The 25,371-nt window shown below is 47.5% G+C and carries 17 protein-coding genes; 3 read left to right on the plus strand and 14 right to left on the minus strand.

The annotated features are described in order from the left end of the window. Positions 1 to 127 precede the first annotated feature (127 nt). From acs to EXZ60_RS05090, 3 genes are all read right to left on the minus strand, one after another. On the minus strand, positions 128 to 2,077 hold the full coding sequence (gene acs, locus EXZ60_RS05080; RefSeq protein WP_277435414.1) for an acetate--CoA ligase: 1,950 nt from the start codon (positions 2,075 to 2,077) through the stop codon (positions 128 to 130). A 141-nt stretch (positions 2,078 to 2,218) separates the two neighbouring features. Further along, a complete protein-coding gene (locus tag EXZ60_RS05085) occupies positions 2,219 to 2,851 on the minus strand; it encodes a 3'-5' exonuclease (RefSeq protein WP_026027882.1) in 633 nt (210 codons plus the stop codon). Between the two features lie 13 nt (positions 2,852 to 2,864). Then, the gene (locus EXZ60_RS05090) at positions 2,865 to 4,691 is read right to left on the minus strand and encodes a DUF294 nucleotidyltransferase-like domain-containing protein (protein WP_277435421.1); all 1,827 of its coding nucleotides are present in this window, start codon (positions 4,689 to 4,691) and stop codon (positions 2,865 to 2,867) included. 202 nt (positions 4,692 to 4,893) lie between these two features. Between EXZ60_RS05090 and EXZ60_RS05095 the strand changes: the two genes are divergently transcribed. Together EXZ60_RS05095 and EXZ60_RS05100 are read left to right on the plus strand one after the other, a co-directional pair. Continuing rightward, complete coding sequence (locus EXZ60_RS05095) at positions 4,894 to 6,084, plus strand: 3-phenylpropionate MFS transporter (RefSeq protein ID WP_277435415.1); 1,191 nt, start codon at positions 4,894 to 4,896, stop codon at positions 6,082 to 6,084. A gap of 86 nt (positions 6,085 to 6,170) precedes the next feature. Further along, complete coding sequence (locus EXZ60_RS05100) at positions 6,171 to 9,605, plus strand: PAS-domain containing protein (RefSeq protein ID WP_277435416.1); 3,435 nt, start codon at positions 6,171 to 6,173, stop codon at positions 9,603 to 9,605. A gap of 97 nt (positions 9,606 to 9,702) precedes the next feature. Here the strand turns inward: EXZ60_RS05100 and EXZ60_RS05105 are convergent, their stop codons facing one another. Further along, on the minus strand, positions 9,703 to 11,406 hold the full coding sequence (locus tag EXZ60_RS05105) for a sodium:solute symporter family protein (protein ID WP_017048884.1): 1,704 nt from the start codon (positions 11,404 to 11,406) through the stop codon (positions 9,703 to 9,705). A 12-nt stretch (positions 11,407 to 11,418) separates the two neighbouring features. Beyond that, a complete protein-coding gene (locus EXZ60_RS05110) occupies positions 11,419 to 11,685 on the minus strand; it encodes a DUF4212 domain-containing protein (RefSeq protein WP_013855818.1) in 267 nt (88 codons plus the stop codon). A gap of 387 nt (positions 11,686 to 12,072) precedes the next feature. On the opposite strand from EXZ60_RS05110, the gene EXZ60_RS05115 reads away from it, so the two are divergent. Continuing rightward, on the plus strand, positions 12,073 to 13,818 hold the full coding sequence (locus tag EXZ60_RS05115) for a potassium/proton antiporter (protein WP_129532804.1): 1,746 nt from the start codon (positions 12,073 to 12,075) through the stop codon (positions 13,816 to 13,818). Between the two features lie 4 nt (positions 13,819 to 13,822). Here the strand turns inward: EXZ60_RS05115 and EXZ60_RS05120 are convergent, their stop codons facing one another. The 9 genes from EXZ60_RS05120 to EXZ60_RS05160 form a co-directional block, all read right to left on the minus strand. Next, positions 13,823 to 14,452 carry a response regulator transcription factor gene (locus EXZ60_RS05120; RefSeq protein ID WP_013855820.1) on the minus strand — a complete coding sequence of 210 codons (630 nt, stop codon included), beginning with the start codon at positions 14,450 to 14,452 and terminating at the stop codon, positions 13,823 to 13,825. Positions 14,453 to 14,693: 241 nt separating this feature from the next. After that, positions 14,694 to 16,496, minus strand: a complete 1,803-nt coding sequence (locus tag EXZ60_RS05125; RefSeq protein WP_277435417.1) for a protein-disulfide reductase DsbD — start codon at positions 16,494 to 16,496, stop codon at positions 14,694 to 14,696. A 160-nt stretch (positions 16,497 to 16,656) separates the two neighbouring features. Beyond that, positions 16,657 to 17,115: an arginine repressor gene (locus EXZ60_RS05130; RefSeq protein ID WP_088718009.1), complete on the minus strand. Its 459-nt coding sequence runs from the start codon at positions 17,113 to 17,115 to the stop codon at positions 16,657 to 16,659. A 408-nt stretch (positions 17,116 to 17,523) separates the two neighbouring features. After that, positions 17,524 to 17,988: an aspartate carbamoyltransferase regulatory subunit gene (pyrI, locus tag EXZ60_RS05135; protein WP_017042201.1), complete on the minus strand. Its 465-nt coding sequence runs from the start codon at positions 17,986 to 17,988 to the stop codon at positions 17,524 to 17,526. 15 nt (positions 17,989 to 18,003) lie between these two features. Next, positions 18,004 to 18,933: an aspartate carbamoyltransferase gene (gene pyrB / locus EXZ60_RS05140; protein ID WP_017042200.1), complete on the minus strand. Its 930-nt coding sequence runs from the start codon at positions 18,931 to 18,933 to the stop codon at positions 18,004 to 18,006. Positions 18,934 to 19,402: 469 nt separating this feature from the next. Beyond that, positions 19,403 to 20,413 carry an ornithine carbamoyltransferase gene (locus tag EXZ60_RS05145; RefSeq protein ID WP_017042199.1) on the minus strand — a complete coding sequence of 337 codons (1,011 nt, stop codon included), beginning with the start codon at positions 20,411 to 20,413 and terminating at the stop codon, positions 19,403 to 19,405. A 115-nt stretch (positions 20,414 to 20,528) separates the two neighbouring features. Then, the gene (gene arcC, locus EXZ60_RS05150) at positions 20,529 to 21,440 is read right to left on the minus strand and encodes a carbamate kinase (RefSeq protein ID WP_013855827.1); all 912 of its coding nucleotides are present in this window, start codon (positions 21,438 to 21,440) and stop codon (positions 20,529 to 20,531) included. 73 nt (positions 21,441 to 21,513) lie between these two features. Then, positions 21,514 to 22,737 carry an arginine deiminase gene (gene arcA / locus EXZ60_RS05155; RefSeq protein WP_017046788.1) on the minus strand — a complete coding sequence of 408 codons (1,224 nt, stop codon included), beginning with the start codon at positions 22,735 to 22,737 and terminating at the stop codon, positions 21,514 to 21,516. 863 nt (positions 22,738 to 23,600) lie between these two features. After that, positions 23,601 to 25,046 carry a YfcC family protein gene (locus tag EXZ60_RS05160; RefSeq protein ID WP_026027156.1) on the minus strand — a complete coding sequence of 482 codons (1,446 nt, stop codon included), beginning with the start codon at positions 25,044 to 25,046 and terminating at the stop codon, positions 23,601 to 23,603. Positions 25,047 to 25,371: the final 325 nt, after the last annotated feature.

Here is a 25,371-nt window from a genome sequence, read left to right on the forward strand (position 1 = left end):
GTTGCAGCGGGGTTGGCTACGTTTGCTCACCTCAATCACATGGCTTATCTATGTTCATGGGGGGCACTCACTTGCCGCCTACCTGCAACTTCAAGTCGTTTGGCTATAGGTGGATTGTTGGCTTCAACTAAGCGATTTCAGCTTTTTCAGCAATCAACTTATCGACCACGCTTGGATCGGCGAGGGTAGAAGTATCACCAAGGTTGCTGGTATCTCCAGTCGCAATTTTGCGTAAAATACGGCGCATGATTTTGCCTGAACGTGTTTTTGGTAAAGAGTCGGTCCAGTGCAGTACATCTGGAGTGGCGATTGGGCCAATTTCTTTGCGCACCCAATCTTTCACTTCTTTGTGCAGCTCAGCGCTTGGGTATACTCCATCATTTAAAGTGATATAAGCATAAATCGCTTGGCCTTTAATATCGTGTGGTACGCCGACAATTGCCGCTTCTGCAATTTTATCAAAAGCAACCAAAGCTGATTCAATTTCCGCGGTGCCCATGCGGTGGCCAGAAACGTTTAACACGTCATCCACGCGGCCCGTTATCCAGTAGTAGCCATCCTCATCGCGGCGTGCGCCATCACTGGTGAAATACATACCTTTGAAGGTTGAAAAATAGGTTTGTTCAAAACGGTCATGATCGCCATAAACGGTGCGCATTTGACCCGGCCATGAATCTAAAATAACCAAGTTACCTTCGGCAGCCCCTTCAATGATGTTGCCCATGTTATCGACCAAGGCTGGTTGCACGCCAAAAAATGGCCGTGTGGCCGAACCCGGTTTAAGTGCTGTCGCGCCCGGCAGTGGCGTAATTAAAATGCCACCCGTTTCGGTTTGCCACCATGTATCGACAATCGGTGATTTTTCGTTACCGATGGTTTTGTAGTACCACTCCCACGCTTCTGGGTTAATTGGTTCTCCCACCGAACCCATAATGCGCAAACTGGTGCGTGACGTCTCTTTGACGGCTTCATTGCCTTTCGCCATCAAGGCGCGAATAGCGGTCGGCGCAGTGTAAAGAATGTTGACTTGGTGTTTATCCACAACTTGACTCATGCGGTTGGTGTCTGGGTAGTTGGGAACCCCTTCAAACAGAACGGTTTTTGCACCATTGGCCAAAGGACCGTAAACCAAGTAGGTGTGGCCAGTGATCCAGCCCACATCGGCGGTACACCAAAACACTTCGCCCGGCTGATAGTCAAACACATATTTGAAGGTCATCGCCGCGTAAACAAGGTAGCCACCGGTTGTGTGCAGCACACCTTTGGGTTTACCCGTTGAACCCGAGGTGTAGAGGATGAAGAGGGGATCTTCGGCTTTCATGGCTTCGGCTGGGCAGTGGTCGGAAGCTTTTGCGGTTGCTTCATGCCACCACACATCGCGATGTTCGTGCCAGTCAATTTGGCCACCAGTGCGTTTAAAGACGATCACTTTGCTGATGTTTTTCACTTCAGGGTGGGTCAAGGCTTCATCGACGTTTTTCTTCAAGGGCACAGCGCGACCGCCACGTACACCTTCGTCGGCAGTGATGACTATTTTGGAATCGGAATCAATGATGCGACCGGAAAGGGCTTCCGGTGAAAAGCCACCAAACACCACAGTATGCACTGCGCCTATTCGAGTACAAGCGAGCATCGCAACGGCTGCTTCTGGCACCATTGGCATGTAAAGACAGACCACATCTCCTTTGCGAACTCCTTGATCTTTTAACACATTAGAAAAGCGACACACTTGTTGATGGAGTTCTTTAAAGGTGAGGGTTTTATCGTCAGCCGGATCGTCACCTTCCCAGATAATCGCCACTTCATCACCACGAGTGGCAAGGTGGCGATCGATGCAGTTGGCGGAGACGTTTAATGTGCCATCTTCAAACCAGCGAATATCTACATGGCCAGTATCAAACGAGGTTTGTTTCACTTGAGTGAAAGGCTTAATCCAATCCACAATCTTGCCGTGTTCACTCCAGAAGCCTTCTGGGTCGGTCACTGATTGTTGGTACATCGCTAGGTAAGTGTCATTATCCGCATGTGTTTTGGCTTTGATGTTCTCTTTTACCGGATAAACGTGGGCTTCACTCATTGCTTTTCTCCTTGTGAATTCGAACAATTTCCCTGTTGATTGGCGATCAAATTGCGCTGAAAGGAAAATCTGTATGTGGGTAACTGTCAGTCAGAGTGCGATTTTCTACAATTAGACTTTAGGATGAGTGTGGGGTAAGTGCTAGCGCGAGTAAGGTGCAACAAAGGGAGGCAGGTCACCTTTGGTCAAGCGTACAAACACTAATGCCGCGGCGATGGCATCTTGCAGCGCGTCGTGTTTATCCTGCATCGGCAAGTCAAGATGGCGACAAATCGCCTCTAAGCTGAGGTCGATGTACGCGTTCGGCAGCATTCTCTCTAACTGATCATGATAGATTTGACTTACTTCGATGAGGGCATTGGGCAGTGGAAAGCCTAAATGTCGCCGGCAAGCGAGGTCGAGGATTTTTTTGTCATAACGAATGTGATAGCCCACTAAAGGTCGGTTGCCGATAAAGTCTAATAGGTGAGTGATGGCCTCTTGCTCGTCGATGCCATCGACCAGATCTTGATGGCGAATTTTGTGGATTTTGACTGAACCCGAGTCGAGCGATTGTGGCGCGCTCAAACGCACTTCAAATGGCTGGCTGGTTAAAATGCGGTTGTCGATGATTTTGGTGGCGGCAATCGTCACTAACTCGGCGCGATTCGGGTCAAGGCTGGTGGTTTCGCAATCGAGCGACACATATTCCCCTTGCATCGGCGTCGCAAACAACGGCTGATAAGGCGAGTCTTTCAGCTTGTGAAACCAATAATGGCGTGTAAACCAATTCAATTGTTCGCCTCCACTATTCGCGAATTTGATAGTGATAGCCAAGCCACTGCTTGAATTTTTTCACCACGTGTAAACTGTGCCTGAGCAGGTCACGCTCGGTTCGGTCGAGCTGTTTTAAATCGAGTTTATTGGTGCTGTGTTGATTGCTCAGTTGCTGAGCTAAGCGCAATTTAAAGAACTGTTTGAGCGCTTCACTGAGATTATCGGCGGTTTCTTTTTCCAAAACCCGTTGCTCTACTAGCACCTCGATGCGTTCAAAGGTGTTGTTTTGTTGAACTTGATGTTCAAGGCTTAGGGCGCGAATGCCATGCACAATCGGGAAAATGCCACCTTGTTTAATATCTAAGCCAGATTTGGAGTGTTTTACGGTGCCAAACAGCGTGAGTGGTACAGAAAAGCTCAGCGCGGGGCGAGTAAACTCCATCAAAATCAATTCTTGGTCGGCCATTAAATGGCTCAAGTGATGTTTAATAGGGGCCAATAAGTGTTTGTTGCCCGCGACGGCGTGTGCGTCGGCCATGATCGCAATGTCCATCACTTGCTCGGGTTTGGCCGCTTTTACCCATTGGCTAAGCGTGGTTTTCCACTCAGTTTGGCTTTTGACCCATTTGGGATTATTGACCATCACATTGCCCGGACAAAGCGGATAGCCGAGCTGCTGTAAGGTGTGGGTGAGCGTGTCCATGACCACACCCATTTGATGCCACTGCAAGCCATCTTTGATGATCAGCGCGTTATCTTGGTCGGTTTTGAGGATCTGCTCTCCACGGCCTTCGGAGCCGAGTACGATCAAGCAGCAGTGATCATGCAGCGCGGGTGGCACAACCAAATGAAAGGCTTTTTCGATGATCTGTTCATTGACTGCTGAAATCAGCTCCATAATAAAACGAGTGCGAATGCCATTGTTGATTAGGCTTTCAACCAGTTGCCGCTGTTTGTTGGAGGCGAGAGCTAACTCTTCCACGCAGTTGGCGCGAGCAATACTTAACGTCAGCACGTGAGAATGAGTGGAGAAAGCACTGAGAATTTGTGTCATGTCCAGCATGCCAACCGCTTGATGGCCATCACACACCATCACTCGTTTTATGCGGTTGCGCGTCATGGCAATCATCGCATTAAACAGAAAATCGCCATCGTTGATGTGCAGCACAGGAAAGGTAGCAATTTCCCCAACAGGGGTATCGAGCGGGTGGTTATCGAGCATAACGGAATGCAGCATATTGGTGCGCGTGACGATAGCATAAGGGTGCGCGCTGGGGTTTTCGATTAAGCGTTGATCATGCTCGGCAAGACGAACTAAGGCCGCATCAACTCCGTTATCGCGTAATTGCTTGGTCACTTGGTTGAGCGGTTGATCTGGGCTTAAAATCATCGGTGGATGGTAAATTGAGTCATCCACCTTAGTTAAAATAAATTCGGCTAAATTCTTTTGCTGGTGTGCCACATCAAGCAGAGCTTGGCGTTTGGCGAGGTTATTGTCGAAGTAGGCGGCGAACTGACCGTTGTCATTATACAGTTCGAGAAAGACGGCTTTCGGCAGCAGATAGCTCAAGGTGTCTTCCAGCGCCACGTACTGATGCTTGGCTTTTTCTTCAAACAGTGCGCGTACATCAAACATGTCATCGTTGGCGTAGTGAGCAAAAATCTCTTTGCCATCTGGCGAGCGTTCTTCGACCGCGCCTTTGATCAGTACGTGTAGATACACGCTGGGCCTGTCGCTGGCCTGCAGCAGATCGTTGCTACGAAAATACGCCACATCCAAGGATGAGCGAAGTCGCTGTTGCTGCGGCGGTGTTAAGCGGTCAAAGGGCGGTGACTGCATGTTGAATTTGTCAGGCATAACGATCGTCACTCAGAAGAAATTCCTATCTAAGTGTGACAAAAATCGCCACTACCTCCAGACGACTTTGGTCTAATGAGTGATATGACCCGCAAGGTTGTGAATAAGGAAACAGATTTATCAGTAAACTTCCCTTTTTAGAATCTTAAACTGCCTGCATAATACGGCGGTTTTCTCTCCCTCGTTTTGTTCAGGATGAATCATGCTTAACCCCTCTCCATATGGTTGGATATCGCAGTACTTTATTGGTTTCTTCTTTGCGTATGGCGTTTACTTGCCATTTTGGGCGCTGTGGTTTGAAACCCAAGGTGTGTCTGCAACCGATATCGGCGTATTAATCGGTATGGGCTTTGCTACGCGTTGCGTCGCTAATTTGGTGATTACGCCGCGTATCCATAAGGCCGAGCTTCTTCTACCAGCACTGCGTTGGTTAAGTTTGGCGGCGTTTTTATTTATTGGTTTTCACTTCTTTACGGGCGGCAGTTTCTGGCTGATGGCGTTAGCTACTGTGTTGTTTAACCTTTGCTGTGGCCCCGTGGTGCCGCTATCTGATGCGATGGCTAACTATTATGCACGCTTAAAAATGCTCGATTATGGTCGCACTCGCTTATGGGGGTCGGTGGCTTTTATCGCTGGTTCTACTGTGGTTGGCGTACTTGTGGCACGTTATGGTTCTGACATGATCCTCTACACCGCCTTGGCTGGGGTGTTTGTTTCACTATTGATTAGCTTGCGCAATCCCAACCCAATGCCCGTGACGGTTGGTGATGCACATGCCGTCCGACCTAAACTGACGCAGTTATTGCGTGAGTGGCCAGTGATAAAATTCTTGATTTTAGCGGCGCTAATACAGGGCAGTCACGCGGCGTATTACAGTTTCAGTTCGATTCACTGGAAAGCGGCGGGGCATTCGGAAGAGCTGATTGGCTATTTATGGAGTTTAGGGGTTGCCGCTGAAGTCGCGGTATTTGCGCTCAGCAAACGCCTTTTTTCAGGCTGGTCACTACGCACATTATTTGTTGTCGCGTCGATTGGGGTTGTGGTGCGTTGGACGTTAATGGCGTCGACCACCGCGCTGCTTGCGCTAGGGACGATTCAACTGCTACATGGGGTGACGTTTGCGATGGCGCATATAGCGGCGATTCAATACATTCAGCACGCACCGCAAAGCAAAATGGTGGCTATGCAAGCGCTGTATAATGCCATTCCACTTGGGGCATTTATTGCTTTGATGACCACCTTGAGTGGCTGGGGTTATGAACGCTGGGGCGCTAATGTATTTTGGGCGATGGCGGCAATGGGCATCTTGGCGCTGTTGATTAAAGTCGAACCCACATCATCCAATGAGTCAGGTACTGAGGTAATGAAATCAGCGCCTGAAGCACAGAATTAACCTTAACTGATTGAGATTAAAAATTATCCTTAGTTAAATGAAGCCTCTTCTTTGAAGAGGCTTTTTTGAACCGATAAGGATATCAAATGCAAGGATGGATCGTCGTTCCCGTTTCGCTCGCTTACTTAGGCGTGCTGTTTCTCGTCGCTTGGTATGGTGATAGGCAAAGCCAATGGCTGGCGAAATGGCGACCGTGGATCTACAGCTTATCGATCGCGGTTTATTGCACCTCTTGGACTTTTTACGGCACTGTCGGTCAAGCGGCTAGCAACCCTTGGTCATTTCTGCCTATCTACATTGCGCCTATTTTAGTGTTTACCCTTGGCTGGCGTATGTTGGCGCGGCTGATTTTGATCGCGAAGCGCGAACATATTACCTCCATCGCCGATTTTATTGCTGCTCGCTACGGAAAATCGCAAGGATTAGCGGTAACCGTAACTTTGATTGCCGTGGTGGGCATTTTACCTTACATCGCCTTGCAACTGCGCGGCATCACTATGGGGCTTGAGATTGTCGCCCCCAACCTCGCTACGCAATTTGGTTATCAGAATTATCACGTCTCGTGGTTTGTGGTCGCGGCTTTAGCGCTATTTACTATGCTGTTTGGTACACGGCATATTGATAACACCGAGCACCACCGCGGCATGATGATGGCGATTGCATTTGAATCGATTGTTAAATTGGTCGCTTTTTTAACCGTGGGCGGTTTCATCATTTATCTGGCTTCAAGCCGTGAAACGGTTGATCTAAGTGCGATTGCCCAGCAGACGTATCAAGCGCCCAACTGGCCAACGCTGTTGATCCACACCGTATTAACCATGATGGCGATCATCTGCTTACCGCGTCAGTTTCATACCATGGTGGTAGAAAATGAACGCGCGCAAGATCTACACACGGCGCGCTGGTTATTTCCTCTTTACCTGACTTTGATGGGGTTATTTGTTCTACCTATTGCATGGGTTGGGCAAAGTTTGTTAAGCGGCAGCCCTGCCGATACTTATGTACTCAGCGTGCCTATGTCGGTGGGCGCAGAGCAGATAGCGTTACTGGCGTTTTTAGGTGGCACATCAGCGGCCAGCGGCATGGTGATTGTCTCGACCATCGCATTGGCTATCATGGTTTCTAATGATTTGGTGATGCCGCTTCTGCTGCGCCGCATGCGTTTAACTCAGCGCAACTACCGTCATTTATCAGGGTTGTTGCTCAACATCCGTCGCGGGTTGATTCTATTGCTACTGCTTGGCGCTTGGGGTTTTTATCAGGCGTTGGATGCGATTGGTTCTTTATCGGCGATCGGTTTTCTCTCATTTGCGGCGATTACCCAATTTGCCCCTTCATTGATTGGTGGCATGTACTGGCGTGAAGGCAACCGTAAAGGCGTTTATGTTGGATTGGCGGTCGGTTTTACTGTGTGGCTAGTAACCTTAATGAGCCAAACCGACATGCTGGCGGGCGATGCACAAACTAACGTTCTGTTATGGATGATCACCCCGCCGGATTGGTTGGTGCAGATGGGGCTGAAAAACTCAGATTGGGGCATGATGCTCAGTGTTGCACTCAACACATTCTGCTACGTTGTTGTCTCTATGGTGACTCGTCCGAGTTTGAGTGAGCGTTTACAATCGGCCTCTTTTGTCGGTACGCCGCTGCCTGAGAGTGAGAATCTCAGCTTGTATCAAAGCCGCGTGACAGTGGCTGAGCTTGAAATGTTGGCCGCTCGTTTTGTGGGGCGCACTCGCGTTCGCACTGCTTTTCGCCAATATTGGAGCCAGCAGAGAGAGACGTTACTACCTAACCAACAAGCGCCATCTACCTTAATCCGTCATACAGAAAGAGTGCTGGCGGGGGTGTTTGGTGCTTCTTCGGCCAAATTGGTGCTCACTTCCGCGCTGCAAGGACGCAACATGCAGCTTGAGGAAGTGGCGACCATTGTTGATGAAGCATCCGAACTGTACGACTTTAGTCGCGGCTTATTGCAAGGGGCCATTGAGCATATTGGTCAAGGAATTACCGTGGTCGATAAAAAGCTGCGGCTGGTGGCGTGGAATCAACGCTATCTCGAACTGTTTGAATTTCCCGCTGGGCTGATTCAAGTGGGGCGGCCGATTGCGGATGTGATACGGCACAATGCGCAACACGGATTGTGTGGCCCTGGTGACCCTGAGGATCACGTGCGGCGGCGGGTGTATCACCTTGAGCAAGGAACCAGACATACTTCGGCGCGTATTCGCCCTGATGGACGAGTTATTGAAGTGCAAGGCAACCCGATGCCTGGCGGCGGGTTTGTGATGAGCTTTAGCGACATCACCGTTTTTCGCGAGGCGGAGCAGGCATTAAAAGAGGCCAATGAAACCTTGGAAGAGCGCGTGCACCAACGCACCCTAGAGCTTGAAACCCTTAATAAACGTTTGGTGGCGGCAACTCAAAAATCAGACCAAGAATCGCAATCAAAATCGCGCTTTTTGGCCGCTGTCAGCCACGATTTAATGCAGCCGTTGAACGCTGCGCGCCTGTTTGCCTCTTCGCTCTCGGAGGTGGCCAAAGAGACGGAAGTGAAAACGTTGGCGGGTTATATAGAGAGTGCTCTGGGCGCGGCTGAAGATCTGATTGGTGATTTGCTGGATATTTCACGTTTAGAGTCCGGTAAGCTCGATGTGCATTCTCATAGCTTTGCTATTAATGATGTATTTTCGAATCTTAACGCTGAATTTAGCGCCTTAGCTAAGCAGCAAGGGATTGATTTTAAAGTGATCCCATCCTCGCTCTATGTGATGTCTGACCCTAAATTATTACGTCGCGTGGTACAAAACTTTCTCACTAACGCGTTTCGCTACAACCCTAAAGGTAAAGTGGTACTGGGTGTACGCCGAGTGCGAGATCAGGTCAGGATTGATGTTTGGGATAATGGCATTGGTATCGAGCAAGATAAGCAGCAAGAAATCTTCGAAGAGTTTAACCGTGGTAGCCAAGTCCGTTCTGACCAAGGTTTGGGGCTCGGTTTAGCGATTTCAAAAGGCATTGCATATGTGCTGGGTCATGAAATTTCGATGCGCTCTTGGCATGGAAAAGGCAGCGTGTTTTCGCTCTCTTTGACGCGCGCTGAAGCTGTCAAACAGGCTCCGACCCTGGCGATAGAGCAAGGTATCTCATCTGATCTCAATCATCTGCGCGTACTGTGTGTGGACAACGAAGCTGATATTTTAGTCGGCATGAACGATCTGCTCGCAAGGTGGGGGTGTGATGTCAAAGTAGCAGCGGACTTACTGCAAAGCCTGAAAGCATTAGAAAACAATTGGTTGCCTGATGTTATTTTGTCGGATTACCGCTTAGATAATGGTCGCACTGGTTTAGAAGTGTTGCAGCAGTGTCGCTTGCGGCTTGGAGATAGCTTTGAAGGGGTCCTCATCAGTGCTGATCGTACTGAAGAGATGATGGATGCGATTAAATCCAATGGCTTTAGCTTTATTCCCAAACCGATAAAACCACTCAAACTGCGCGCGCTGTTGAATCGAGTCAGTTAAGCATGCAGCATAAAGCCGATGCGTGGGCATCGGCTTTATGGTTGTTATCACACTTCACTGCGGAGCGAACATCGAGCATGACGCTCGCAGGTGAAGATTAATGGTCGTGAGCTTGACCCGCGCCTTTCGGGAAGCGGATAGATTCCACCATTTCTTGCACTTCGGTTGGAACTTCTGCGGTAAATTTATTCACCACAATCGATACCACGAAGTTCAAACACATACCTAGCGTACCAATACCTTCAGGACTGATACCAAACAACCAGTTATCTGGCGTGCTGGCTGCCGGGTTAATGAACTTGAAGTAGATGATGTAGGTTGCGGTAAAGATAATCCCTGCCACCATACCTGCGATAGCGCCTTCTTTATTCATCTTCTTATAGAAAATGCCCAAAATAATGGCCGGGAAGAAGGAGGCGGCTGCCAAGCCGAAGGCAAACGCTACCACCTGAGCCACAAAACCCGGTGGGTTAATGCCTAGGTAACCAGCACCCACAATCGCAATGATGGCGGCTAAGCGTGCGGCTAACAGCTCTTGTTTATCGGTCATGTTTGGTTTGAAGCCTTTCTTCAATAAGTCGTGAGAAATTGACGTTGAGATAACCAATAAAAGACCTGCAGCTGTCGAAAGCGCAGCTGCTAAACCCCCAGCTGCGAGTAAGCCAACCACCCAGTTTGGCAGTTTTGCCAATTCAGGAGACGCCAATACGATGATGTCACGGTTAATGTTCATCTCGTTGCGCTCATCGCCAGAGTAGAACATACGACCGTCATTGTTCTTATCTTTCCAGCTTACAAGGCCAGTATTCTCCCAGTTCTTAAACCAAGTAGGCGCGTCTGTTGCGGGCACGCCTTGCATGTCTGGGCCATTAATGGTCTCAATCATGTTCACGCGAGCAAAAGCAGCAACACCTGGCGCTGTGGTGTATAGCAAAGAGATGAACAGCAATGCCCAACCTGCTGAGATACGCGCATCACGCACTTTAGGCACAGTGAAGAAGCGAATAATGACGTGAGGAAGACCAGCAGTACCCACCATCAAGGCTGCGCAGATAAAGAACACGTCAACCTTGCTCTTGTTGCCTTCGGTATAAGCGGTGAAGCCGAGCTCTTGAGTTAAGCCATCGAGTTTATCGAGTAAGTAAACATCGGTGCCGGTAATGGTTGAGCCCATACCAATTTGTGGCAGAGGGTTACCTGTCATCATGATCGAGGTGAAAATGGCGGGAACAAGGAAGGCGAAAATGAGCACGCAGAACTGTGCAACTTGCGTATAAGTGATGCCTTTCATGCCACCGAGTACCGCATAGAAAAACACGATCCCCATACCGATGACGATACCAACGTTAATATCCACTTCGAGGAAGCGAGAGAATACCACCCCGACGCCGCGCATTTGTCCCGCAACATAAGTAAACGAGATAAAGATGGCGCAAAATACCGCAACCATGCGCGCGGTTTTTGAGTAGTATCGCTCACCGATAAAATCTGGCACGGTGAACTGGCCAAATTTACGCAAGTAAGGTGCAAGGCAAAGTGCCAATAACACATAGCCGCCTGTCCAGCCCATCAAGTACACGGTACCATCATAGCCAATGAACGAGATGATACCCGCCATTGAGATAAATGAAGCGGCTGACATCCAGTCCGCTGCGGTTGCCATGCCGTTGGCAACAGGGTGAACACCACCGCCAGCAACATAGAATTCACTGGTCGATCCTGCACGGGCCCAAATGGCAATGCCGATATAGAGTGCAAACGTAATACCGACCAGAATAAACGTCCAAGTTTGAATATCCATTTCGTAAACCTCTTAGTCTTCCTGCACGTTGTATTTCTTGTCGAGCGCATTCATGCGCACAACGTAAATAAAGATCAAGGCGACAAAGGTATAGATGGACCCTTGTTGTGCGAACCAGAACCCTAGTTTGAACCCGCCTAAATGAATCGTATTAAGTGCGTCGACGAAAAGAACGCCTGCACCATATGATACCAAGAACCACACTGCCAGCAGTGAGCCCATAATTCCCAAGTTTTCCTTCCAGTAGGCTTGAGCATGTTCGGTTGATTGGAACGCCATGACCTTCTCCTTCGGTTTGCATATCGTAGTGTTAATTTAATGTTACGAAATTAAGATAGCAGTGAAAGGGGGGTGGGTCTGTGCAACTTTAGTCGGGAGGTTGTTTTTTTCAATTCATTGTAACTAAATGAAATTCCTCAATTTAGAAGGTCTTTCTTATGTTGAGTAAATGTTAAATTAGCCAAAAGTATAAGATCATAAGCTCTTGATTGGAAAATCGCTCATGGCGAGTTAACGATTTTTTATGTGGTTGGTTATTCATGCCGCGATAAAAACGATCAATGTTTACATAAAGTTGTCTTAAAAACGGATTAAACTAAGGCACAATGGAACGCGTATTTATGTTGGTTATTCAATCAATAATAATTAAATCAATAAGGAAGGAATATGGATGCAATTGCTATCAATGGTTTTTTTCTCGTAGGTGCTTTGCTGATTGCATTAAGTGTGTTGTTAAGTCCAGTCTCTTCTAAGTTAGGAATTCCTATTCTGCTCGTTTTTTTATTGGTGGGTATGTTGGCTGGGGAGGATGGCCCCGGTGGCATCTTATTTGATAATTATCCGATTGCTTATTTAGTCAGTAACTTAGCGCTTGCCATTATCTTATTGGATGGCGGCATGCGTACCCGTGTTGCCAGTTTTCGGATTGCCTTTTGGCCGTCAGTTTCGTTAGCGACGTTTGGGGTGGCGATCACCACCATTCTCACTGGCTTGATGGCGGCATGGCTGTTTAATTTGGAATTACTGCAAGGTATTTTGGTGGGAGCGATTGTTGGTTCAACCGATGCGGCAGCGGTTTTTTCCCTGCTTAAAGGGAGAAGCTTGAATGAGCGCGTCGGTTCAACGTTAGAGATTGAATCGGGCACTAACGATCCAATGGCGGTGTTTTTAACCGTGACATTAATTGCGGTACTGGGTAGCCAAGGCGATGATCTCAGCGCAGGATTCTTGCTGCTGAGTTTTATCCAGCAATTTGGCCTCGGGGCTTTATTTGGATTGGCCGGAGGTTGGCTGCTCTGGAAGCTGATTAATAGCAATCAACTTCCAGAAGGGCTCTACTCCATTTTGGCCATCAGTGGCGGTTTGATTATCTTTGCGCTGTCCAATTCACTCGGCGGCAGTGGTATTTTATCCATCTACTTGACAGGTTTACTGTTGGGCAATAAACCGACCCGTTGCCGCTATTCCATTTTGAACGTACTGGATGGGATGACGTGGCTTAGTCAAATTGGTATGTTCTTGGTGCTTGGGTTATTGGTCACACCTTCTGAATTGCTGGCCATTGCGGTGCCGGGCTTTGCGCTCGCCTTTGGTATGATTTTGTTTGCGCGCCCCATTTCTGTATGGATTGGTTTATTGCCATTCAAAGCATTTACTGCGCGTGAAAAGTGGTTTATCTCTTGGGTTGGACTGCGCGGCGCTGTGCCCATTATTTTAGCGGTTTTCCCAATGATGGCCGGTTTACCGAATGCGCAGCTCTATTTCAACTTAGCCTTCTTCGTGGTGATGGTGTCGCTAGTGGTACAAGGGGGAACCTTGATGAAAGCGGCCGCTTTGGCTCGCGTTGAACTACCGCCCAAACCTGAGCCAATTTCACGTACCGGTGTTGAGATATACCCGTGCAGCGAATGGGAAATGTTGGTCTATAAACTCAAACAAGATAAATGGTGTATTGGTGAGCCATTACGCAATCTCTCTATGCCTGAAGGAACACGTATTACCGCTGTGTTTCGTGACGAGCAACTGCTTCACCCATCGGGCAGTACCAAGTTGCAAGAGGGCGATGTCTTGTGCGTGTTAGCACAGGAGAAAGATCTCGAATCACTGAGCAACCTATTTAGTGAAGCGCCAGAAAAAGCCTCGTTAGAGCGCTTCTTTGGTGACTTCTTTTTGGATGTGGATGCAAAACTCGTTGATGTCGCAGCCTATTATGGTTTGACGATTGAGCACCTCAATCAAGAGATGACGCTCAACGATTTGCTGATCCAAGAGCTCGGAGCCACACAAGTACTGGGTGACCATTTTGAATGGCAAGGTCTGTATCTGGTCGTGGCGGACGTGGCCGATTGGCAAGCAACCAAAGTCGGTTTGCGATTACCTTTAGAAGAGACGTTAGATGAAGCGAGCGAGTAGCCGACTACTCGCCCAACTCATTGAGTAAAATTACTGCTTGAGTACGGTTTTTAACCCCAAGTTTACGGAAAATAGCCGTCATGTGCGCTTTGATGGTTGCCTCAGAAACATTAAGCTCATAGGCGATTTGTTTGTTGAGTAGCCCATCAGAGAGCATGCCTAATACTTTGTATTGTTGCGGGGTTAAGGCGGCAATTTTCTTGGTTAAATCATTGCATGCGGCGTGATTGGCAATTAGCCCTTCAGGGAAAAATGGGTCACCGGCTAGGACTTGATTGAGCGCCGAGATCAGCGCGCGCATGTCACTCGATTTAGGAATAAAACCAAAGGCACCGTGGCTTTTTACTTGCGCCACCACCGAAGGTTCTTCACTGGCTGAAATCACCACAATCGGTAAATCAGGGTATTCGGCTCGCAAGTGAATGAGCCCTGACATCCCATTTGCGCCTGGCATTTTGAGATCCAACAGCAGCAAATCCACATCGCTCTGTTTGGTTAATAAGGCTAACAGGGCATCTAGCGAATCCGCTTCCAATAAATTGGCACCGCTTATCGCCATATGCACCGATTGAAATAGCGCATTGCGAAACAGAGGGTGGTCGTCAGCAATGATGATGGTGTAGGTCGAATCCATGACGTTTTACACTTTTAGCAATGTCGTTAAATCGATTATTGACCGCGATCTCTCGCTGAACAATCTTTATACGCTAAAAGTCTGAACTGTATCCACTTTTTGTCTGATACTTAGTAGTGACTGAGCCTGATCTGAGAGTGGTGCATGCCAAGCGGTTCGAGAAGAAGTGATGGCGTTCACGCGCCATTATTGCCGACTGTTGCAATGGCTTGCTCAAACAGGCGGCAATAACGGGTAAACCTTAAAGCTGGTGGGCGGTGAGGTGCGCTAAAAAGCGATCGGCTGGCATAAAACCGCTGATACGTGCGTTTGAAACCCGTTCACCTTGCGCATTCCAAAAATCAATCGTCGGTAACCCTAGCACGTTCATCGCCTTGAGTAGCTCAATATCTTGTGGCTGATTTTTGGTGACGTCCGCTTGCAATAACACAAAGTTTTGCAGTTTCTGCGCGACCTCTTGCTGATGGAAAGTGTACTTTTCAAACTCTTTACACGCCACGCACCAGTCGGCGTAGAAATCGAGCATGACGGGTTTGCCTGCTAATTTGGCTTGGCTCAACTGCAAGTTGAGCTCAGCAATATTATTCACCCGAATGAACTCGACATGGCTACGGCTTGCTAGGTTGGTTTGTTCTGGCTTAAACCACACATCCAACGCAGGTTGCGCTGAAGCAAACAGACCCAATACCGCAATAATGCCAACCATGCTCTGTTTCCAGCCACCAAACGGCAAGCTGTTTTTACAATGATAGAGCCAACCAAACGCGGCGATCCCAAGCGCGGACCAGAGCGCCGTTGACCACACTGGTGGTAATAAGCGTTCAAGTAAGAAGATCGGCGCAGCCAGTAAAATAAAGCCAAATAGTGTTTTGACTCTCTCCATCCAGCCACCGGCTTTAGGGAGTAGTTTGTTACCAAACACGGCGACCAAAATCAGCGGAATCCCCATGCCCATTGCTAAGGCATACAGTGCAATCGCCCCCGTGAATAGGTCGCCACTTTGTGCGACATACAGCAGCGCACCAGAAAGAGGCGCGGTGGTGCACGGTGAGCAAACCAAACCGGAAATCGCGCCCATGGCAAACACGCCAATACTGTTCCCGCCTTGCTGCTTATTACTCAGGCTGTTTAGCCACGTCTGCACTTTGCTTGGCAGTTGTAAGGTATAAACGCCAAACATCGACAGGGCGAGTAGCACAAATAGGGTACTGAGGCCAATCAGTACATAAGGGTGCTGCATCGCGGCTTGAAATTGTAACCCAGCCGAAGCGACGACTAGGCCAAGCACGGTATAAGTGAGCGCCATACCTTGCACGTAAATAAACGATAAAATCAACGCACGCTGTTGTGAAAGTTGACCACGACCAAGCACGATACTGGTGAGGATCGGGTACATCGGGAGTACGCAAGGGGTAAAGGCGAGGCCAACGCCAAGTGCTAAAAAGAGCAGCGGTGTCCACCAAGAATCGGCGAGGCGGCTTGCTAGCCCGTCTTGTTCAGCCACGGGCGCTTTTGGCGAATCTGTTTCGCTTTTCGCTACATTGGCCGCCGTGTTGTTGTCAGAGCGAGTATCGCTTGCCACAGCTTGAAGGTCGATAATTCGCGTTTCTGGTGGATAGCAAAAGCCCGCTTTTGCACACCCTTGGTACTGGATAATTAATTTGGCGTTCGCTGCTGCACTGAGGAGCGGTATGTCGACAAACAGTGGCTCAGTATAAATCTTCACATCACCAAAAAATTCATCGTGATATGGCTGACCATCGAGCATCTCGATTTCACCAAGCTGCGCATTTTCGGCGCTGATACTGATCCGATCTTGGTAGAGGTAATAGCCCTGCTTGACCTGCCAATCTAAGAAGATCTGCTTACCTTGCTGCTCGGCATAAAAAGGAAACGCTTGGTCAACTGGGACAAATTGATTGTCGGCTGAGGCCAAACCGAGGTTGTTACCACTATTGAATGGATTGTCATTGCCGAAGACTGCCAACGCAGGTTGGGAAAGTGTCAGCAGAGCTAGCAGTACAAAGGAAAAGAGTAGGCGCATACAAAAATCGAGTCTTCATTAGGTGAGTGTCATCTTAACCCAATCAGACCGCTTTTCGGCGCAATAAGTTTCACAGTGATGGAAAAATCGTCGCTGATGAGGCAGTGAAGCGAGAAAAGCCAAGTGAGGTTGTGGACCTCACTTGGCTGGGCGATGGGGGTTAAGCGACACCTAGGCGAGTTTTCACCACTGCTTCACACGCTTCAATATTATTGATGTCTTTGGGAATAATAAGCACAGTGTCATTACCACCGACCGTTCCTAAAATCTCAGTGTGGGGATCAATATCAACCAATCGTGCGACTAATTGAGCACTTCCAGGATGAGTTTTCACCACCACAGTGGATTGATTGTGAGTGATAAACTCAATTTGTGAGGCGATAGATGACTCAACACGCACTGGCGCGGTTTCGACCGTAATGCAGTACACTTTTTTGCCGCACGCATTTTGCACTTTCACCACACCAAGTTGGGAAAGCAAGCGTGACACAGTGGATTGGCTAATGCCTTCGTAGCCGAGCTCTATTAGCCTGAGTCGTAGCTCATTTTGGTTAGCAAAACTTTGTTGTTGTAGGATTTTTTTACAAGCGGAAGCTAACGTTTTGTCATCGGTTTGCATTGCGCCGTGGGGGATTTTTCTGTTCACGGGCGGTTCCTTTTATACACGCTACTGCGTCTGGGGTATCGGTGATCCTTACCATGCCAGCACACTCCCAAAGCCATAGAGTGTGAGTTCACGTTATGTTTAACGCCAATGGCGCAACGGTTGAGCATTGCTCTTTTCCCCCTCTATAAGTGGTGGGGGATTATGATTGATGCCTGTAGCTTAACATTAATCAATGTGTCGCTTTTTGCGGGGGATCACCAAATAATAAACTAGATTACCGATTGATTTTTGGCGTTTTATGCTGATTTAATGGAATAATATGCATGGAAATATGCAAGATTCGGAAGTTGTCCAGCGCCGAGTTAGGACGCTGGAGGCTAGCAGGGCTGTAAACGCGATGGATGCGCGCTTAGTGCTGTTTTAGCAACGTTCAGTCATGATTTCGCGCGAGAATACTTTCTCACAATAGTGGCATTTGAGATGCACATTCTCTTGTTTGAGCTGCACTTTAAAGCGGCTCTCGACAGGCTCGCCATGAGAGATGCAGTTGCTGTTTGGGCAACGAAATACGCTGTCAATTCGTTCTGGTAAAGTGAGGGTCAGTTTGTTGACCACTTTATACTCTTCAATTTGATTGACGGTGGCTTTCGGGGCATACAGTGCTAATTGGTTCGCTTGCTCTTTGGTGAGATAAAGGTTTTCTATTTTAATCAGATCTTTATTACCTAACGCAGAAGAGGGTAGGTTTAGGCCAATCGTCACACGTTGATTGGTTTCATTTAACTTAAACAAAGAGAGAATTTTGATCCCAAGGTTGGCAGGGATATGGTCAATCACGCTACCGTTACGAATCGCTTCAACTTGCAATTGGGTCTCTTTTACCATGATGTTATCTCCTACTTATAAGGTTGGGTTAAGAACAAGGGCTAATAAAGCTTCACGCGCATAAACGCCGTTTTCGGCTTGTTGGAAATAATAGGCGTAAGGTGTTTTATCGACATCGGTGGTGATTTCATCGACCCGAGGCAGTGGGTGCAGCACTTTTAAATTGTGGCGCGCTTCTTTTAATGTTTCTGCGGTTAAGATGTAAGCCGATTTCATGTGCGCGTATTCGGATGCATCAAAGCGCTCTTTTTGTACGCGCGTCATGTACAGCACATCCAGTTCAGGCACGACCTCTTCAATGCTGGCGTGCAAACTGAACGCAATGCCAGCCTCTGAGAGCTCTTCGCAAATGTAATCTGGCATCGCCAGCACTTCTGGGGCGATAAAAAAGAAACGTACATTGTTGAATTTCGATAAGGCTTGGGTGAGCGAATGGACGGTGCGGCCATATTTTAAGTCGCCGACGAACGCGACGTTAAGGTTATCGAGCCTGCCTTGCGTTTCATAAATGGAAAACAGATCGAGCAAGGTTTGGGTTGGATGTTGGTTAGCACCATCACCACCGTTGACTACGGGGACGCCGTTGGAAAACTCAGAGGCTAAACGTGCAGCGCCTTCTTGTGGGTGGCGCATGACAAATGCATCGACATAAGAGGAAATAACTTGCACCGAGTCAGCTAAGGTTTCCCCTTTCTTGGCAAGTGACGTATTGCCGCCATTATCAAAACCAATCACTGTGCCGCCTAGGCGCTGCACTGCCGTTTCAAACGACAAACGGGTACGTGTAGAAGGTTCAAAGAAGCAGCTTGCTACTACTTTATTTTTGAGAAGTTCAGGGTTTGGTTCCGCTTTAAGCCTTGTTGCGGTTTCAACAATCAGCTCCAGTTCCGCGCGGCTCAGTTCTGGAATGGAAATGATGTGCTTGTTAAATAACGAATGCGCCATAACGTGTCTTCCCTCTGTATGGTTCGCTTTGGCTACTAGCCTTTGCGAAATTTTGCTTAAAAAAAAAGCCCCCTAAAATAGGAGGCTTCAATAACGTTCAGAACAGAAAAACAAAACAGCTAACTCGACCGGCGCCGGGTGTAATGGATGGCGTTGATGGGGAGTGCTGCGGTTCATTTTCTGCTCCGTTTAGACAAATTGCGAAGGATTATACGGACAAAAAACACGCTGGCAATACTCTTTGGAAAATATCCAGAAAATGGATTTTTATGCGAAATTAGCTTGATTTCGATGCTATTTACTACGCGTTTACAGCTAAAGCATAAGTGCGATTTGTGAGTGTTATTGACTGAAAAAAAATGCGAGCTTTATTCAAGCTCGCATCGATTCAACATCAAAGAGATGAAGTAGACGATTCATCGCCTACATTCATTATCTACTATTCGTTACCTAAGTTAGCTACCCTAAGTTAGTTACCTAAGGTGGCCACCATCACGGCTTTGATGGTGTGCATACGGTTTTCAGCTTCATCGAACACGATGGAATGCTCAGATTCAATCACTTCATCGGTCACTTCAACGCCTTTGGCAAGCACTGGGTAGTTTTTCGCAAGCTCTTTGCCAACGGTGGTATCTTCGCCGTGGAAAGCAGGCAAGCAGTGCATGAATTTCACATGTGGGTTACCAGTGGCTTTTAACATCGCCATGTTCACTTGGTAAGGCAGCATCAATTCAATGCGCTCTGCCCATGCTTCTTTCGCTTCGCCCATCGATACCCAAACATCGGTGTAAAGGAAATCACAGCCTTGAACGCCTTCTTGAACATCATCTGTGAGCGTTATTTTCGCGCCTGTTTGCTGCGCAATAGTGCGACATTCCGCGACTAATTCTTCGGTTGGCCAGAACGCTTTTGGCGCAACAAGGCGAATGTCCATGCCCATTTTCGCAGCGCCCACCATCAAGGAGTTCCCCATGTTGTTGCGTGCATCACCGAGGTAGGCAAATTTCATTTCATGGAGGCGTTTGCCACGGCCATGTTCGATCATGGTAAGGAAATCAGCCAGAATTTGTGTTGGGTGGAATTCGTCAGTTAAGCCGTTCCATACTGGTACGCCAGCGTAGGCACCAAGCTCTTCAACGATCTCTTGACCAAAGCCGCGATATTCGATGCCGTCATACATGCGGCCTAAGACGCGCGCGGTATCTTTCATCGACTCTTTGTGGCCAATTTGTGAACCTGATGGGCCTAAGTAGGAGACTTGAGCACCTTGGTCAAACGCCGCTACTTCGAATGCACAGCGAGTGCGAGTTGAGGTTTTTTCAAAGATAAGTGCAATGTTTTTGCCTTTGAGACGAGGCTGCTCATAACCGTTGTATTTGGCTTTTTTCAGCTCAAGTGATAGATCCAATAGGTGCTGGATTTCGCGTGGAGTGAAATCAAGAAGTTTTAGAAAGTTACGATTGCGTAAGTTAAAAGCCATGATCTTTTCCTCATTTGCAACGCTTGCTTCTGATGAGAGGGTGGAAGAAAGCGTTACTATTTGTTTAAAGTTAAAAACAGATTCGGTTTATAAAATAAATTTTAAAAACAATGTGTTAGTCACGCGTAATATTGGTACCTGCTGTGCCTTCTAAGATGCGTAGGCCATCTTCTAACGCGCCGATCCCAACGACTTTCCCGCCTTGTTGAATGAATTCGCACGAGGCTTCAATTTTGGGCCCCATAGAACCAGCATCAAATTGATAGTTGGCAAGCTCGCTTGGCGTTGTGCTGCGCAGCGCATGTTGGGTTGGTTTACCCCAATCAAGGTAAACGGCGTCAGCATCGGTCAAAATGAGCAGCGCGTCGGCGTTCAATTGTTTGGCAAGAAAGGCAGCAGACATGTCTTTGTCGATCACTGCTTCTACACCGACTAATTTGCCGTTTTCACGTTTGACTGGAATACCGCCACCACCAGTGCAAATCACTAAATGACCGGCACTGATAAGCTGGGAAATCGCATCATGTTCGACGATGCCTATCGGTTGAGGGCTCGGAACCACACGGCGGAAGTATTGGCCGTCGGGCTTGACTGTCCAGTGGTATTTCTCAGCCAATTCACGCGCTTCTGCTTCTTGATAAACTGGGCCAATCGGTTTAGTTGGGTTGGCAAATGCAGGGTCTTTCGGGTCGACCATCATTTGGGTCAACATGCACGAAATGTTGCGTTCAGGCAGCATGTTTTTGAACTCTTGCATCAACATGTAGCCAATCATCCCTTGAGTTTCACTGCCCAATACGTCGAGTGGGTACGGCGCTACTTTTTTGTATTCGAGACCTTGTAGTGCCAGCAGGCCAACTTGAGGGCCATTGCCATGCACCAGCACCACGTTATAGTGTTTGGCTATTTCGGAAATGGTTTTGACTGCAATTTCAATGTTGCGACGTTGAACATCTGCTTCTAATGGCTGACCACGACGAAGTAGCGCGTTTCCACCTAATGCAACAACAACAGTTTGTTTGCTCATAATTCTATCTCTTCTAAGGTGGGTTGAGGCGTGCAGAGGAAATTTGCCTCAACCCATTTGATTAACCTAAGGGCTAGATACCGTCACGCTCAATTGGGCAGCTCATGCAGCGTGCGCCGCCACGGCCACGGCCCAATTCGTCACCAGGAATAGACAGAACAGTGATGCCTGCTTTATCGTATTTTTCATTGGTATAGGTGTTGCCTTCATAGCCAATCACTACGCCAGGTTTGACGGTTAGGACATTGTTTGCATCGTTCCACTGTTCACGTTCTGCGTTGAAGTTGTCACCGCCCGTTGTGATTAGGTTGAGCTTGTCAACGCCAAGTGCTTTTTCGATGGCGGTAACGAAGTAACCTTCTTCTTTCACGTTCACGGCACCAGACTCATCGCCTGTGAGGCTCCAGCATTTCACATCTTTGCGTACTACTTCTGGGTAAACAGAGAAGGTGTCTTCACGCATGTGTGTCATGACGGTATCTAAGTGCATGCAAGAGCGGTGTTTTGGTAGTTCCATCGCAATGATTTGCTTCGCTTGGCCATGTTTAAATAGGCCCGCAGCTAAGTGTTCAACACCTTGCGCTGTGGTGCGCTCAGACATACCAATCAGTACTGCACCTTTGCCAATCACAAGAACGTCGCCACCTTCAATGGTTGAATTATCGTAATTAATGCTCTCGTCATCACCGAAGTATTTAATGAAGTCTTGGCCCGCAAAGCTTGGATGCCAGCGGTAAATCGCACGCACATGGTTGGTTTCACGTTGACGTGCAGGTTTTGCCATCGGGTTGATTGACACGCCACCGTATACCCAGCAAGACGTATCGCGAGTAAAGAGATGGTTTGGCAGTGGTTCAATGATGAAATCGGTTGGTGCATGCAAGCCTTGCATCATTGAAGAGGATTTCATTGGCATTTCAGCGTAAGACAAACCACCTGTCAGGATTTTTGCCAATTCAAGGTTTGGCAGATCGCTGAGGTAGCAGCGCACGTCATTCGCAAATGTTTTGCCAAGGCGGTAATCCGATACTTGTTGAGTAAGCAGCCACTCTTTTGCGACGGGAACCGCTAGCGTGTCGGCTAATAGATCGGTCAGCAGTAAAACTTCAACACCTTGGTCACGTAGCGTTTGTGTGAACGCATCATGCTCTTTCCCCGCACGCTCTACGGCCAATACATCATCAAACAAAAGGTCGTGACAGTTGGATGGTGTTAAGTGAGTGAGTGAGCGTCTTGGGCGGTGAACAAGAACTCGACGTAATTGACCAATTTCAGAACCAACATATAACTTACTCATAATAGTATCTCTCTTAATTTATATGCATTTATGCCGTTATATTTTTGACATTAAATTCAACTTGTTCTGGATAAATACATAATTATTTCTGTAGGGAATTCAGTATGAATTTATTTATTCACTTCTTTGTTCTGCAATTAATATCACCCTTGGTCTGTATATGTTCTTAGAGGTCCATCACAGAATGATTTATATTGAAATTCGGCTAAAATAATAGTTTTTTAACAATGTTTATGCAGTGTTTATATTGTGAGTGTCATATTTATTACTGCTTTTTTTATGGATGTTCATTCAATTTGAATTTCACTCAGCGCTATTTCATATAGGATCGGTATTTTGGTTGGGAATTTTATGCACCAAAAACCCATCGATAATTCATCGAATGGGTTAAGAATATGCACTTGAAAAGGGTATATAGTTGAATATGAGTCGAAGAAATGGGCTGTGTTAACATAACTTTCTTAATAAAACTTGATCTCACGCAGGCTTTCTAATGTAGATGTTTTGTCTGAATTGGCGTAATAGAGGACGGAAAATGAGAGATGAAATAGCAGGCGATCTGAATTTGGTGATAAAGGAATATAGGTCGCGTTTTATTTAGTCACCAAAAGTGGTTATTTATCCCAGCCGATTGCTATAAAAAAACAAATAGCTATACAAACAAATAGCCATCAAAACTAATGGCTATCTAACGACGTTGAAAGCCATCATTTCCTGATTTGGCTAACCGTATCATGTTTAGAGTTGAGTAGCTGCGCAGCCAAGAGCCTAAGTCGGCCTGCCAATAAAAAAGCCGCAATCATGCGGCTTTTAGAGGGTGTGACGCGGTTTTCACCTACGACATATCGTTCATCAGTTTGGCGCTATAGCATCGCACCTAGGCTGAGAGATAGCATAATGAATACGCACAATATGCCTAACAGTGGTGCGACCCATTTCACCCAGCGAACATAAGGTACACGAGCAATTGCTAAGCCGCCCATCACTACCGCAGAGGTTGGCGTGATGAGGTTGACTATCCCTGAAGCTGATTGGTAAGCCGTGACGACAAGGTCGCGACCAACGCCTGCAAAGTCAGCCAATGGAGCCATGATGGGCATGGTTAATACCGCAAGGCCAGAAGACGAAGGTACAAGGAAAGAGAGAAGAATTTCCAGTAAATACATTACGTTAATAAAAATGACGGATGAAAGGCCAGTAACCATTTGCTCGGCTGAGAACAAAATAGTGTCGGTGATCATCCCGCGGTCCATTATCACCACAATGCCGCGTGCGATACCAATGATCAGCGCTACGCCTAATAGGTCTCGTGCACCATCAATAAAGCTGGTGGTGAATTCCTCTTCACTCATACGAGCAATTAAACCGATAATGATGGTTGCGCCCAAGAACATGGCTGAGATCTCAGCCATCCACCATCCAGCAACAGATACACCATAAATCATCACGCCAAAAGCGGCCGCGAAAATGGTCAAAATAACTTTGCGGGTGGCGGTGAATTCGAGTTTCTCTCCACTTTGGTTGCCAAGGAAGTGAGCTTTGTTCTCTTCGTACTTATCGTACACAATCGATTTACTTTGATCCGCTTGCACCATTTTCGCGTAGCGCATCACGTACAGCACACAGATAACCCAACCGACAGCTAACATTGCTAAGCGCAACATGATGCCATCAGTAAACGGAATGCCCGCTGCGTTGGCCGCAATTACGGTGGCAAACGGGTTGATAGTGGAGCCCAGCGTACCGATACCCGCGCCAAGCAGTACGGTAGCGGCGGCAACCAGTGGGTCAAAACGAGCGGCCATCATCACTGGTACGAGTAAGGTGTAGAAAGGTAAGGATTCTTCCGCCATACCGTAAATCGTACCGCCTGCGGCAAACAGCGCCATCAGGATGGGTATCATCAACTCTTCACGCCCTTCAAGCCGCGCTGTTACGCGTTCAATGCCCGCATCAATCGCACCTGTTTTGGTCACTAGGCCCAAAAAGCCACCAATGACCAAAATGAACAGAGACACGTCAATCGCGGCAGCTTCGTAGCTGTTGTGGTCATAAAAGCCGTCAATCGGTGCCATCAACACATCGATCACCCCTTGTGGGTTACCTTCTGCGTGTTGATAAGTTCCCGCAATAGGCACTTCTTTGCCCAGTTCTTCATTCATGGTGCGCTGATACTGACCGGCAGGCACAATCCAGGTTAAAAGGGCCACAAGAGCAATTAGAATGAAAAGGATGGTGTAAGCGGAAGGAAACTTAAAGTTAGCAAAGAAGCCACCTTTAGGTTCCGTGGATACAGTTTGGGTTGTCATAGCGATCTCCTTACACTCAGAGAACAACGAGATTCTGAGTGTGTTCAGCGGCTAATGTTCTTCAGTCTTCCAGCCCATTAAAATATTATCTACTAGGGGTGAAAGAATAAAAAGTTATTGGAACTTCAATTAAATACGTTAAATGAAAAGTTTTAATTATTATTAAGTGAACATAAATGCTCACTTGCTCAGATATCTGTATAAATTCTAAGGTGAGTTTTAAAGCGTAACTTTGTCTTGCTTCACAAAACAATAGTACCGAGTTACACACCATTTTTTTAGGGAGTTTAATTTAGGGTAATTGAGTGTAAATAATGGAATTATA

This window comes from Vibrio sp. 1151_11 (assembly GCF_029478525.1).
GTDB lineage: Bacteria > Pseudomonadota > Gammaproteobacteria > Enterobacterales > Vibrionaceae > Vibrio > Vibrio anguillarum.

Excerpts from the sequence above, each read along its gene's own strand:
- acs (WP_277435414.1), bottom strand. The coding sequence starts at position 2,077 with ATGAGTGAAGCCCACGTTTATCCGGTAAAAGAGAACATCAAAGCCAAA.
- EXZ60_RS05090 (WP_277435421.1), bottom strand. The coding sequence starts at position 4,691 with ATGCCTGACAAATTCAACATGCAGTCACCGCCCTTTGACCGCTTAACA.
- EXZ60_RS05095 (WP_277435415.1), top strand. The coding sequence starts at position 4,894 with ATGCTTAACCCCTCTCCATATGGTTGGATATCGCAGTACTTTATTGGT.
- EXZ60_RS05100 (WP_277435416.1), top strand. The coding sequence starts at position 6,171 with ATGCAAGGATGGATCGTCGTTCCCGTTTCGCTCGCTTACTTAGGCGTG.
- EXZ60_RS05105 (WP_017048884.1), bottom strand. The coding sequence starts at position 11,406 with ATGGATATTCAAACTTGGACGTTTATTCTGGTCGGTATTACGTTTGCA.
- EXZ60_RS05110 (WP_013855818.1), bottom strand. The coding sequence starts at position 11,685 with ATGGCGTTCCAATCAACCGAACATGCTCAAGCCTACTGGAAGGAAAAC.
- EXZ60_RS05115 (WP_129532804.1), top strand. The coding sequence starts at position 12,073 with ATGGATGCAATTGCTATCAATGGTTTTTTTCTCGTAGGTGCTTTGCTG.
- EXZ60_RS05120 (WP_013855820.1), bottom strand. The coding sequence starts at position 14,452 with ATGGATTCGACCTACACCATCATCATTGCTGACGACCACCCTCTGTTT.
- EXZ60_RS05125 (WP_277435417.1), bottom strand. The coding sequence starts at position 16,496 with ATGCGCCTACTCTTTTCCTTTGTACTGCTAGCTCTGCTGACACTTTCC.
- EXZ60_RS05130 (WP_088718009.1), bottom strand. The coding sequence starts at position 17,115 with ATGCAAACCGATGACAAAACGTTAGCTTCCGCTTGTAAAAAAATCCTA.
- pyrI (WP_017042201.1), bottom strand. The coding sequence starts at position 17,988 with ATGGTAAAAGAGACCCAATTGCAAGTTGAAGCGATTCGTAACGGTAGC.
- pyrB (WP_017042200.1), bottom strand. The coding sequence starts at position 18,933 with ATGGCGCATTCGTTATTTAACAAGCACATCATTTCCATTCCAGAACTG.
- EXZ60_RS05145 (WP_017042199.1), bottom strand. The coding sequence starts at position 20,413 with ATGGCTTTTAACTTACGCAATCGTAACTTTCTAAAACTTCTTGATTTC.
- arcC (WP_013855827.1), bottom strand. The coding sequence starts at position 21,440 with ATGAGCAAACAAACTGTTGTTGTTGCATTAGGTGGAAACGCGCTACTT.
- arcA (WP_017046788.1), bottom strand. The coding sequence starts at position 22,737 with ATGAGTAAGTTATATGTTGGTTCTGAAATTGGTCAATTACGTCGAGTT.
- EXZ60_RS05160 (WP_026027156.1), bottom strand. The coding sequence starts at position 25,046 with ATGACAACCCAAACTGTATCCACGGAACCTAAAGGTGGCTTCTTTGCT.